Source organism: Alteromonas sp. ABH4_453, from assembly GCF_056160665.1.
In genome coordinates, this window is sequence record NZ_JBSWXP010000001.1 from 76,577 (window position 1) to 89,371 (window position 12,795).

Annotated in this window: 11 protein-coding genes; 4 read left to right on the top strand and 7 right to left on the bottom strand. The window is 43.9% G+C overall.

What is annotated here, in order from left to right:
- Positions 1 to 22: 22 nt before the first annotated feature.
- Positions 23 to 943 (bottom strand): bifunctional riboflavin kinase/FAD synthetase, encoded by a 921-nt coding sequence (gene ribF, locus ACXAGV_RS00365; RefSeq protein ID WP_014950132.1) that lies wholly within the window; start codon positions 941 to 943, stop codon positions 23 to 25.
- A 117-nt stretch (positions 944 to 1,060) separates the two neighbouring features.
- Positions 1,061 to 2,620 (bottom strand): murein biosynthesis integral membrane protein MurJ, encoded by a 1,560-nt coding sequence (gene murJ / locus ACXAGV_RS00370; protein ID WP_474870884.1) that lies wholly within the window; start codon positions 2,618 to 2,620, stop codon positions 1,061 to 1,063.
- A gap of 437 nt (positions 2,621 to 3,057) precedes the next feature.
- Between murJ and rpsT the strand changes: the two genes are divergently transcribed.
- Entirely contained in the window at positions 3,058 to 3,321 is a 264-nt protein-coding gene (gene rpsT, locus ACXAGV_RS00375; RefSeq protein WP_014950134.1) for a 30S ribosomal protein S20, read from the top strand.
- A 182-nt stretch (positions 3,322 to 3,503) separates the two neighbouring features.
- On the opposite strand, the gene ACXAGV_RS00380 is transcribed toward rpsT, so the two are convergent.
- The 4 genes from ACXAGV_RS00380 to ACXAGV_RS00395 all read right to left on the bottom strand — a co-directional run bounded on the left by ACXAGV_RS00380 (position 3,504) and on the right by ACXAGV_RS00395 (position 7,299).
- Positions 3,504 to 4,256, bottom strand: coding sequence for an SDR family oxidoreductase (locus ACXAGV_RS00380; protein WP_474870886.1), 753 nt, complete (start codon positions 4,254 to 4,256; stop codon positions 3,504 to 3,506).
- Complete coding sequence (locus ACXAGV_RS00385; RefSeq protein WP_474870888.1) at positions 4,256 to 5,386, bottom strand: phosphotransferase family protein; 1,131 nt, start codon at positions 5,384 to 5,386, stop codon at positions 4,256 to 4,258. The genes ACXAGV_RS00380 and ACXAGV_RS00385 overlap by 1 nt, the downstream gene beginning before the upstream one ends.
- Positions 5,387 to 5,554: 168 nt before the next feature.
- Positions 5,555 to 6,385, bottom strand: a complete 831-nt coding sequence (locus ACXAGV_RS00390) for an SDR family oxidoreductase (RefSeq protein ID WP_474870890.1) — start codon at positions 6,383 to 6,385, stop codon at positions 5,555 to 5,557.
- 20 nt (positions 6,386 to 6,405) lie between these two features.
- Entirely contained in the window at positions 6,406 to 7,299 is an 894-nt protein-coding gene (locus ACXAGV_RS00395; protein ID WP_474870892.1) for a bile acid:sodium symporter family protein, read from the bottom strand.
- Between the two features lie 104 nt (positions 7,300 to 7,403).
- Here ACXAGV_RS00395 and ACXAGV_RS00400 point away from each other — a divergent pair, with 104 nt between their 5' ends.
- The 3 genes from ACXAGV_RS00400 to olsF all read left to right on the top strand — a co-directional run bounded on the left by ACXAGV_RS00400 (position 7,404) and on the right by olsF (position 11,122).
- The gene (locus ACXAGV_RS00400) at positions 7,404 to 8,309 is read left to right on the top strand and encodes a LysR family transcriptional regulator (RefSeq protein ID WP_474870894.1); all 906 of its coding nucleotides are present in this window, start codon (positions 7,404 to 7,406) and stop codon (positions 8,307 to 8,309) included.
- Positions 8,310 to 8,411: 102 nt separating this feature from the next.
- Positions 8,412 to 9,209, top strand: a complete 798-nt coding sequence (locus ACXAGV_RS00405) for a UDP-2,3-diacylglucosamine diphosphatase (protein WP_474870896.1) — start codon at positions 8,412 to 8,414, stop codon at positions 9,207 to 9,209.
- Between the two features lie 194 nt (positions 9,210 to 9,403).
- Positions 9,404 to 11,122: a bifunctional ornithine lipid synthase OlsF gene (gene olsF / locus ACXAGV_RS00410; RefSeq protein ID WP_474870898.1), complete on the top strand. Its 1,719-nt coding sequence runs from the start codon at positions 9,404 to 9,406 to the stop codon at positions 11,120 to 11,122.
- 104 nt (positions 11,123 to 11,226) lie between these two features.
- On the opposite strand, the gene dapE is transcribed toward olsF, so the two are convergent.
- On the bottom strand, positions 11,227 to 12,402 hold the full coding sequence (gene dapE, locus ACXAGV_RS00415) for a succinyl-diaminopimelate desuccinylase (RefSeq protein ID WP_474870900.1): 1,176 nt from the start codon (positions 12,400 to 12,402) through the stop codon (positions 11,227 to 11,229).
- Positions 12,403 to 12,795 lie beyond the last annotated feature (393 nt).

Sequence of the window (12,795 nt, forward strand, 5' to 3'; positions counted from 1 at the left end):
TTCGTGACTTTATCACGTTTAACTATGCTAATAACAGACGCGCTTGTGCTGCATCTGCTTGAATTTGATCTTTCAACGCCTCAAAAGAATCAAATTTAATTTCATCTCTTATTTTCGCCATCGGAAACACCGTAATAGGCTTGCCGTATAGGTCAGATGACAAATCAAAAATATGGACTTCCAGCTGGTTTCTTACCCCGTTAACAGTAGGACGGGTACCAATGTTCGCCACGCCGTTATAGTGTTTTCCATCTACGTCAACACGTACTGCGAACACGCCATGAATTGGCGTTTTTTGGCGTTTTAGCATGACATTCGCGGTGGGAAAACCAATGGTGCGACCTTTTTTCTCGCCGTGAACCACCCTACCGTGGATGGCAAACGGGCGCCCCAGCATTTCGGTAGACAGGCCAAAGTCACTGTCTGCTAACGCCTCTCGTACAGCCGTTGAACTTATTCGATGGGCATGCATGGTAAAACTATGAGTGCTTACCACTTCGAAACCGTATTGGCGACCTGCCGCTTCAAGCATTTCAAAGTCACCTTTACGACCGTTGCCAAAACGAAAGTCGTCACCAACCACTAGAAATTTAACACCTAGTTTGTCTACCAGTAGGTCATGGACAAACGTGTCTGCACTTTGCTTTGCAAACTCAGCGTTAAAGCGCACAGCAAGCAGTCTGTCGACACCTTGTTGACGCAGCAATTCGTACTTTTCGCGAAGAGGGCTTATACGCGCTGGTGCTTTATCAGGCATAAAGACTTCTTCAGGCTGTGGTTCAAACACCATCACGGTGGCAGGAAGTGATAGCGACTTCGCTTTTTCAAGCACGTTAGCCAACACAGCTTGATGACCACGGTGTACACCATCGAACTTACCGATAGTGAGCACACACCCTTTGTGATGAGGTTTTACATTGTTTAGCCCGCGGATAAATTCCACTGTTAGCCACTACCTTTTAACTGCTAGAAATTCAAGGCTCGCGATTATAGCCGACCACGAGCACAATACCAAGCGCGTGCACATTCCCGCTCAGCGTCCTTTCACTACCTTTGAAATTTACTCTCCACCGCTTCTGAAATGCCTAGGGCGCATGCCCAATACAACCATGGTGGTCATGAACAGTATGACCGACAGCGAAATGGTTGTTCCTACTTCTAACATTTGGGCGGAAAGCGATAAATCAAAGAAAGCTAATCCTTGATCTCGGTAATAAATAAGCCCGCCCATAGCTGCACTTGCAATTACCACCCGCGCTATAAACAGAACTGACGTGCGGCTAAGCGCAAACACTCCTTGACGATGCAGCGTTATATAGAGCAAAGCAGCGTTGAGCGTAGCAGACATGCTAGTTGCAATAGCAAGCCCTATATAACCAAAAGGCATAGCTAGGACTACGTTAAACACCATGTTAGCGACCATACACCAGATGCCAAATTTCACCGGCGTTTTGGTGTCTTGACGAGAGTAAAAACCTGGCGCAAGAATTTTAACCAGCATAAAGCTAAGCAAGCCAAACGAGTACGCGGTAAGTGAGTAAGAGGCCATAATAGCCGTTTCAGCAGTAAAGGCTCCGCGTTGGAAGATAACAGTTAAAATAGGTCTTGCCATTACGCCGAGCCCTACTGCGGCAGGAATGCCCAATAAACACACCATACGAAACGCCCAATCGATATTCGCGGCAAACGCTTTAGGATTATTACTGACGTGGTTTCGGGATAGCGTAGGTAAAATGACTGTTGCGATGGCAATACCAAACAGTCCTAAAGGAAATTCAAGCAGCCTGTCAGAATAGTACAACCAGCTTATTGAACCGGTAACTAAAAAGCTGGCGATGAAGGTATCAAACAACAAATTGATTTGCCCTACTGATACACCGAACAAGGCTGGGATCATTAAGGTACGCACTTTTACTACGTTTTCATCATGCCAGCCCCACTTTGGCTTTACCAAAAGCCCAGCCTTGAACAGAAACGGTAGTTGAAACAAGAACTGCACAATACCGCCGATAAACACGCCCCAAGCAAGGGCGTAAGCGGGCTGCTCCAGCGTAGGAGCTAAATATATTGCGCAAGCAATAATACACACGTTTAGTAAAACGGGAGTGAAGGCTGCAACCGCAAATTTGTTGAGGGTATTGAGTATTGCCCCAGCCAATCCTGTTAGAGAGATAAATGCTAAGTAAGGAAAGGTGATTTTCAACATGGTCGAGGCGAGCACAAACTTATCTCCGGCCTCGTCTCCTTCGAGCCACGCCACAAACCACCCTGTACCAAATAAAGCCGCCAAAACTGGGGATGCTATTACCCCAATGACAGAAACTACAAAAACAATTGCGCCTAATGTACCGCTGACTTTTGCAACAAACTCTCTGAGTTGTTTTTTATCGTCGTTCTCGTGGACTTCGGTTAATACCGGAATAAAAGCTTGCGCGAATGCGCCCTCAGCAAACAGGCGACGTAAAAAATTAGGAATTTTATTAGCAAAGAAAAATACGTCAGCAGCTGCCCCATCGCCCATAAGCTTGGCAACAACAACATCACGTACTAGGCCTAATACTCGCGAGACCAAGGTCATAATACTGACGATAAGACCAGATTTTATTAACTTCCGTGACACGTCACACTTCCAATAAGAGGTAAAGAATAGGCTGAATAGCAAACGCTTTTTTAAGAGTGATTAAAGGCGTCCGCTCCAAGTAAAGAGGCAACAATAGGTTGCGAGCGAGCCATAATAGCGAAAGCCTTTGGTCTACGAAACGATTTATTCAAAATAGTTGTGCACCTTTATGGACTTTCTTGCTATAATCCGCGCCCGATATGGGGTGCTGTTGTTTATGCATGTCTATCGCTTAAATGTCCGGAAAGAATTCCTTTACAGATATCTTTCAAAAAATTTCGCAGAGAATGTGCAACGTGTTGAGCATACTTTGTGTTCAATAGCTTGCGCGTTTGAACGCGGAACGATTTAAGTTTTAAATCGTTTGACATTTGGGCGTTTGGTAGGCACAATCCGCACCCTCGTTTTTGACATGAATTTATTTTGGGAGTTACACCTTGGCTAACATTAAGTCTGCTAAGAAGCGTGCAATCCAAGCCGAAAAGCGTCGTCAGCACAACGCTAGCCGTCGTTCAATGACTCGTACAAGCATCAAGAAAGTTATCGCTGCAATTGCAAGCGGTGACAAAGAAGCGGCACAAGCTGCACTTACTGCTGCTACTCCAGTACTTGACAGAATGGCTACTAAAGGCTTGATTCACAAGAACAAAGCTGCTCGTCATAAGAGCCGTCTAGCTGCACAAATCAAAGCACTAGGTTAATCTTTACGATTAGTAGTAAAAAAGCGCCCTTCGGCGCTTTTTTTGTACCTGTAATCAAATCAACGTTTATTTATCATTTCCGACTAGGCATTAGACTTACAAGTTTAAAGCCCGCCATTAGGCGAGCTCTATCACTAGATAAAAAGTTTTTGCGGTGTGTTCACACTCAAGCTATATGCTTATCAGCTCATTTTCCTTATTGAGCTTGCTGGTGCGATACGCATGATCCAGTGAAGAATTGCCCACGGCCAGCTTGGCACAAACGCATTCGCCTTTTCTTTATTGATTGCATTCACCATAGCGCGACAGCCCACATCGGTATCAACGATAAACGGCACCTTCTCTACTTTTTCGTTTATCTCGCTGTGAATGAAACCGGGGTGAATACAGGTGACGTTAATCGGCGTATTCATTACATCCATTCGAATGCCTTCGGTCATTGACGTAAGCCCTGCTTTCGTTGCCGCATATACAGTCATGGCGCGCCTAAAGCCGCGTACAGCGCTAATGGATGATATCGTTACTAGATGACCACTATTTTGTGCTCTAAAAATAGACATTGCCGCCTCGCATTGCGCTAGCGCCGACACAAAGTTTGTTACCGCCGTTTGTTTGTTAGCGTGGAAATAACCTGTACCAATTGAGGCTCCCTTCCCCATCCCTGCATTCACGATGACTCTATCGAGTGTTCCCATGTCTGCTTTGAATGCGTCGAACACTTCAAAAACCGCATCGTGATCATTTACATCAAGTGAGCGAATGTACACGTCAATGTTTGGGTTAATTGAAAGTAATTCTTCTTTCAGTTTTTCTAAGTTCTCAAAGCGTCTTGCGCATAGCGCTAAGTTACATCCTTGTTTGGCAAACTCAATCGCCATTCCCTTGCCTAAGCCGGAACTCGCGCCCGTGATCAGAATATTGCGTCTTGTTGTCATTATCGTTTTCCTGATGCTTTTATGGCCTTATTACAGCGCCACATTAAGTAATGAATGAATATCCAAAAGTTCTTAAAAGCTGGATTATTGGTTTGCTTGTGGTGATAGCGATAGTAGATTTGCTGGGCAATACCGGCTAAACGGAAAAGTCCGTAAACCTCATAGAAAGCAAAATCTTCTACATCTATCTCCATTTCTTTGCAGTAATACGCCACAACTTGTTTACGCGTGAGCATTCCCGGTAGGTGAGTTGGCTGACGACGCGTTGATTGCGCTAAAAAGTCATCATCAGCTTGCACCCAATACGCCAAGGTATTGCCTAAGTCCATAAGCGGGTCACCTAAGGTGGCTAGCTCCCAGTCCAACACACCGATAATTTGCGTATAATTATCTGGCTTTAACACCACGTTGTCGAACCTGAAGTCATTGTGCGTTATACAAATGCGTTCATTCGCAGGCATGTTGTTCTCTAGCCAGCGCATAATTTTTTTACCCGAGGGTACATTCCAGGTTTTTGCTTTACTGTAACGCTCGCTCCACCCGCTTATTTGCCGCTCTATGTACCCAGCACCTTTCCCCAAGTGCTCAAGCCCTGCTTTTCTATAATCCACTTTATGAAGTTCAATTAAACTATCAAGTACATTAGTGCAAAGCTGCTTGGTTTGCTGTTCAGACGTGTTTAAGCCTCTGGGTAAGTTCTTTCGGGGGATTACACCAGTAAATTTTTCCATTAGGTAGAACTCAGTGCCTAATATGCTTTCATCTTCACAAAGCCCAAGCATTTCAGGCACATAGCGATATACGGGCTTTAGCGCGTGCTGCAATCGATACTCCCGCCCCATATCGTGGGCCCCTTTGGCTTTTGTACCTGCTGGTGCTCTACGCAAAATTAATGACGTTTGTTCGCTCTGGTTTTGTTTACTGCCTTGATAGTCCAAGCAGTACGTCCAATTAGAAGCGCCCCCAGAATACTGGGTGACTTTAGGCAAAGCCTCGCTGCTTTGTATAGCCGCTGCCAAGGATGGATTAGATGCATTAATATATTCTTTAAGCCAATTGTGTACAGCGCCGACGTCTAGCTCTTCTCCTGCTCGCACGCTATCCGCTTTATCTACTACCTGTTGTTGCATATATCGTTCTTCTTTATTTTTGTATCAAACGCTTATTCAAACCTAGTTATTGGTAGGCATTTATTCGAAACTAATTTTGTCTTTCGCAGATCATCACCTAACTCATACTAGCGAGTGGTAATAAGGTTTCTGGCAAAAAAGCGATAACAAAAAGCCTATTTTTATTATTTAATTGTGCTTTTCCATTGCTCGTTTCATCGTTTTAGTTTGATTGAGCATATTGCTTATATAGCGCTGCGTGGGTAACAGCTTTTTCAATAAGAACGCACGTTTGCCTAACTTGTGAGTAAGAATAAGGAACTTCCCTTGGCTGACTTGTTGATATATTGACTCTGCCACTTCTTCTTTAGTCATATCTGCCTTAGCGAAAAACTTGTTGATCATCTTATGCGAGGCAGGATTGCTACTTCGCATCGACTCATCTAAATTTGTTTTGAAGAAGCTAGGGCAAACCACACTAACGTTTATATTGTCTGGTGCTAGTTCCAACTTCATAGTTTCAGAAAACGACACGACTGCAGCTTTAACTGCGTTGTAACTTCCCATATAAGGAATAGGCGTTAGCCCTGCTTGCGAAGCAACATTAATAAAGTAACCACTGCCTTGCTTTCGCATTAACGGTAATAGCGCACGACTTACTCTTACCATGCCTAACACGTTAATATCGAATACCCACTGCCACTGATCGATAGTTTCGTCTAAAAGACTCCCCCCCGTAGCGACCCCAGCGTTATTAAACACATAGTCAACGCTGCCCCATCGAGTTTCGATAGTTTGCGCTAGCGCTTTAACGTCATTGTCAGAGGTTATATCGCAGTGAACATAAAACGCATTTGCACCTTGTGCAGAAAGCATATCTACCGTTTCAACACCCCTTTCTTGATTAATATCGGCAATGCAAATATTTATATTTTTATCGTTGTTTATCCATTTTTCCGCCCACTTAAGAGCAATGGCTTGACCTAAGCCGGTAGCGCCACCGGTAATCAATATGCGCATGGTGTATTTCCTACTTATTATTATTTCACGAGTATTTTGGGGGTAGCTTTGACTGCTATTCTGGCATTTCGTTTTGCCCACAGAGCTAATAAAGCGGGCCCGATGTACATTGCTATGCCGTACACGCCGGGAGCGATGGCATAGTCAGGCGCTTGTAAAAAGGTAATGCATACCAGCATGGCAAGCGCTGCGTTTTGCACGCCTATTTCAATGGCCAGCGTGAGCGAGTCTTTAAATGCTAGGTTTGAAAGCTTAGCAAGCCCGAGGCCTAACAATACCGATAATAAATTTAACGTTAAACATATCAAAAACGCGTTTTCAAAGGACGCGGCTAAATTATTTCTTTCAGAAACCAGAACGCCGACAATCATGAGCAACATGAAATACATAGAAAACTGCCGAAAAAAGTTCTCTGTTTTCTTGGCAAACACCAGATAAAATCGACGAATTGTCATGCCAATAACGACCGGTAGAATCGACACGCCGACGAGCCCTATAACGGTTTGGATGATAGAAAATTCTGGCGAGTTTTCTTTTACAAAGTAATCAATCGCAAATTGGATAATAAACGGCGTGGTAAATACACAAGCAATAGTAGAAATAGCGGTTAGGCTAACTGAAAGGGCTAGGTTGGCTTTTGCAATATGGCTGATTAAATTACTGGTAGTACCGCCAGGACAAGCAGCTAAAACCATTACGCCAACAGCAATATAGTCGGGCACCCCAAACGCAATACATAAACCTAAAGCTAGCAAAGGCAACAAGATAATTTGACCTATAAAGCCGGTTACGACCGCCTTAGGCGCTTTAATCAATCGGGCAAAGTCAGCAAGGGTTAGGGTTAGCCCCATGCCAAACATCACAAATGCCAACGCTAGAGGTAACAACACCTCGGTAAGTACAGATGCCTGCATGCACACGCCCCTTACAAAAGAAACCTTTTATTAACATTTAAGCCAGTGTACTCTGTTAAATAATAAATAAAAATGATGCCTTATTATGGAAACCCATAAATAATATGCATGGAAAATTAGATTTTAATTTATTCGTGGTGCTACGTGCAGTCTATGAGCACGGCAGTATTACGAAAGCCGCTAATGTACTACATATTACTCAGCCTGCAGTAAGTCACGCACTAGGGCGGTTACGAGACAAATTTGATGATCCGCTATTTATTCGTCACGGGCGACAAGTCGTGCCTACCCCGTTCTGCCAAGGCATCATTACATCGGTCGTGACATCAATTGAAACCCTTGAAAATACTTTAAAAGGCAAGGTGGAGTTCGACATAGGTGATAAACCACGCACGGTTAACCTTGGGTTGCGCGATATTTTAGAATCTATATTTTTTCCAACATTAATTCCTGAACTTGTTCAAAACACGCCTAATATCACGGTAAATAGCAGGCAGGTAACCTGGCCCGAACTTGCCCCCGCACTTACTAACAAAGAGATCGATATTGTCATTGATGCCCTCGTTCCTACCAGCAGTGAGATACGTTCTCAGTTTATCTGCGAGGAAACCTTTGTTGTAGTATGTGCACCAACAAATAACTACCTGGACAATCCCAGTATTGAGCGCTACTCAGCGGCACAGCATGCGCTCGTGTCTTTGAAAGACTCCAAGCTGGACACTGTTGATCTTGCCCTTGCCCAACACAATTTACATCGAAAAATATCCCTGCAATGTGAACACTACTTTGCCGCTGTTAATGTGGTGAGTCAGTGCGACCTTTTGCTGACAATGCCAACGCGATTTGCTCAACAATTCAGTAATAAATTCGATATTGAAATCTTGCCCCTTCCGTTTGAGGTACCGCCACTCCCCGTACACATGTACTGGCATAAAAATGCCGATGATGATTTAGTCAATATATGGATGCGAGAGAAGCTTTCAGAAGTGGCGAATAAGTTGGGGCTATAACAGCGCTTGCGTTTCTGTAACACAATAGTCAAGCAAGCGTCACGGTAGTGTCAATTTGCAGACCTATAGTGACGGTCCAAGGCATCGCTTTGGGAAACCGCTATGAAAAAGACACACTATCGTACGCTTTGGCTTTCAGATATCCATTTGGGAAATCGCGACTCCAAAGCTGAATACTTACTTTCCTTTCTGGACAGCATCACAGTAGACACCTTGTATTTGGTGGGTGACATTGTTGATATGTGGCAAATGACGAAGCAATTTCGCTGGCCAAAAGCACACAATCAAGTCATGCATAAATTCATGCAAATGAGTCAGGAAGGTACACGTGTAGTGTATTTACCCGGTAATCATGATGAGCCAATTCAATCTTACTCTGGTATGGCCTTTGGCGATATTGAAATAGAGCGTGAGCTGGTGCACACCACGGCACAGGGAAAACGTTACCTGGTTTTACATGGCGATCAGTTCGATGGCGATGTGACCATGGGCAAATTCCATGCGTGGATTGGCGATAAAGGTTATGACCTCTTGCTTTTTCTAAATCGCGAATTCAACCGTTTGCGCGCGTGGCGCAAGCGGGAATACTGGTCACTAGCGGGCTACATTAAAAAGCATATTAGAGGAGCAAATGAAGCCATTGCTCGATATCGCGAAGCATGCTGCAAGCGTGCCGACGATATGGGGCTAGATGGTGTAGTGTGTGGTCATATTCATCACCCTGAAAGCAGTTTTGAAAACGGCATACACTACATTAATGATGGTGACTGGATAGAAAACTGTAGCGCTCTCGCTGAAGACATGAATGGTAATTTATCTCTTATTCATTATCTCGATTCACTAGAATCAGCTACGGTAACATCAATCACAACCAAAACCTCTCGATCAAAAGCTGCGTAGTTACTGCTACTTTTCTGGGGGGGCTTACAGGCCCCCTATCACTGCTTTTGTTGAACCCTTCTACGCGAAACAAACTTGTCGAGCCAGCATCAATAACATCTTTTTAACACTGTCAAATAACTGCCATCAAACTGTGTAAAAAGCGTCATATTGTCCTGCTATTGTTCGCCAAAACCGAAAGAGAAACAGGTTCTATGTTTACTGTAAACGACGTACTGAACAAGCATTATCCTCAAGTAGCGAACAATCCTATTCTGTTTAAATCGCTGTCTTTCGTATTAAGACACCTTCTTCACGAACGCGAAATTACCGAATTTGGTGAAACCTATCCGCACTATGAAGACATTGATTTTGTAGAACAAGTGTTGGAGTACTTCAATATCAGCTACTCCACCCGTGATGTGGAAAAAGAACGTATTCCAAGCGAAGGCAAAGTGGTAATTATCGCGAACCACCCTATTGGCTCTCTCGATGCCCTTGCGCTAATTAAACTAGTTAGTGAAGTGCGGCACGACTTAAAAGTAGTGGCCAATGAAATGCTAATGGCTATCGAGCCTCTTCACGATATGTTGCTACCAGTAAATAATATGCAGGGTGGTACACCGAAGCAGCATTTATCGGCTATCCAAAAACACCTCAAAAGCGACGGTGCTATATTGATTTTTCCTGCCGGTGAAGTCTCTCGATTACGCCCGCAAGGTGTTCGCGACACGCGATGGCACACTGGCTTTTTGCGTATTGCAAAGCAAGCTAAAGCGCCGATATTGCCGGTTTATATTGACGCTAAAAATAGCCCCCTTTTTTACAGCGTGTCTATGGTATACAAACCACTAGCCACCGCACTGCTGGTTAAAGAAATGTTCAAACAGCGCAAAAAGCATTTACCTATGCGCATTGGCGAACTTATTCCTTTTGAAGCTTACCAGCAAACCAATATTCCGCTAAAAGAGCAGGTAAAGCTGTTTAAGCGCCACCTATATCGCATTGGAAGCAACAAGAAAGGTGTATTTGAAACGCAGGCGTCTATTGCTATGCCCGAAGACAGAAAAGAGCTCGCCCGCGCTATTCGAGAATGTGAGCATCTCGGAGAAACGGGTGATGGAAAGTCTATCTACCTGTATCAGCACAAAAGCTGCTCGCCAATTATGCGTGAGATAGGCCGCTTGCGAGAAGTCGCATTTCGCGCCGTGGGAGAAGGCACCAATAAACGTAGAGATATTGATCAATACGACTCTTATTATTATCACCTTGTACTATGGGACGACAGCGACTTGGAAATTGTAGGCGCCTATCGCTTTGGCGATGCAGAACTTTTGACAGCGCCCGACCACCCTACCGGGCTTTACTCTGCCACTTTATTTAATTACGGAAAAAACAACGACAAACTTTTTAAGCAAGGCCTAGAATTAGGGCGAAGCTTTGTTCAGCCTCGCTACTGGGGCAAACGCAGTTTAGATTACTTGTGGTTTGGTATTGGCGCATTTTTAAGTCGTTATCCCAAATATCGTTATCTATTTGGTGCAGTGTCACTTAGTAATGCCTATCCAGAACCTGCTAAAGACCTATTGGTACAATTTTACTCCACGTATTTTCCTGCAAAGTTTGGTGAAGCGACCTGTAAACGCCCTTATCAAATGGCTAACGATGCGCTACATCAATTCAAAGGTAACGATTACAAAGCCGAATTTACCGAGCTAAAGGATTTATTGGCTAATATGGGCGTTAACGTTCCAACGCTTTATAAGCAATACTCTGAACTGTCTAAAGACGGTGGTGTGGCGTTCTTAGGTTTTAATGTCGACCCGGATTTCAATGATTGTATTGATGGTTTGGTGGTAGTTGATATGCAAACGCTCACCGAAAAAAAGCGCAAACGCTATTTAACTGACATTCAGCTTAAAGCCACTGCCTAATACATTAGGAAAGAACACGTCTTTTATAAAGCCTACGCAAAAGCTAAAAAGGGAGCGCCTAACTGACGCTCCCTTTTCTTTTTTACTAGAAATATCAAATGTAATTATCGACCGCCAACATTTTTAAGTATATCTGTGTAGATATCTTCAAGTGTGAGCAAGTCAGATAAGTGAATGTGTTCATTTACCTGATGAATAGTGGTGTTAGGGACGCCGACTTCAACCACCTGCGTATGCTCACTCGCAAAAAAACGCCCATCTGACGTGCCGCCGGATGTACTTATCACTGGATAACGACCTGTGGCGGCTTTAATGGCTTTCTCAACGCAAGCTATTAGGCAACACTCTGCATTACTATTAGGCTTGCTTAAGTATGCTTCACAGGGCCTTGAAAAGCTGACTTCGGCTTCTACATCAACGGTATTGATGATATTGCGTAGCAAAGCAGATAAGCGCTCTTGATCAAACTGCCACGAGTATCTTACGTTGAACTCTATACGAACAGCACTAGGCACTATGTTATCGGTGAAGCTTCCTGTATCCATATGCGTTACTTGAAGCGTGGTGCCAGGAAAGTCATCGCTTCCTGTATCAAAAGGATATTGAGTTAGTGCATTAACCACTCTACTCGCTTTGTGAATAGCATTCACCGCTGTCTTTGGGTAGGCCACATGGCCTTGCTTTCCTGCAATATGGATAGTGCCTGAAAGTGAGCCCCTGCGACCAATCTTTATCGTATCGCCGGTTTTTGCAGATGCCGAAGGTTCGCCCACTAGGCACATATCGAGCTGTACATTTTTAGATGCTAAATATTCTGCTATCCATTTAGAGCCCCACTCCGCCTCCCCCTCTTCATCACTGGTGATTAGCCACCAGTAAGATATTTTATCAGGATCTAAAGAGGCAATAGTTCGCTCAGTCGCAGCTAGCATAGCTGCAATGCCTGTTTTCATGTCGGCAGCACCGCGTCCGTAAAGTTTATTTTTACTTATGACCGGGCTGAAAGGGGGAGATTTCCACTTATCAAGAGGGCCAGGAGGCACGACATCAGTATGGCCGCTAAATGCTAAGTGAACAGACCCCTGCCCCCATCTGGCAATGAGGTTCTTGACGCCATTAATCTTATGCTTTTCACATGTAAAACCAAGCTTTTCAAGCTTATAGATTAGGTAGCTTTGACAACCCGCATCTATTGGAGTGATAGACTCTCTAGCCATTAGTACTTCGGCAAAGTGAATACTGCGCGCCAGCGCTAAAGAAGGTAAAGGCTGAATTGACATTCATGTACCCCAATTTAGAAACATGGGTCTATTACACAAATTTAAAGTGACACACTAATAACAGATTTGCGACAAAGGCATGACAACGAAGCCAAAACCCGTATAGCGTAAATGGTTGGAAAGGACTACTGCAGGTGTATGACAGTTTCGACCGGCCTTTCTAATATTTGTCTATAGCTCCGCACATTGTTATAAATAGGCCACAACTTATAAGAAGGCATTACTGTGTTAAAAATAATTGTTTTAATACCCCTTATCTTGTCATTACTTTGGTTTGGATATTTGCAAGCCAATAAATATACTCTCGAACAAGGTAAGCAGGGGTTTCTTTACATATTCGTGCTATCCGGTGTTATTGCCGCGTTTTATACACTTATGTTGTTTTTAACGAAT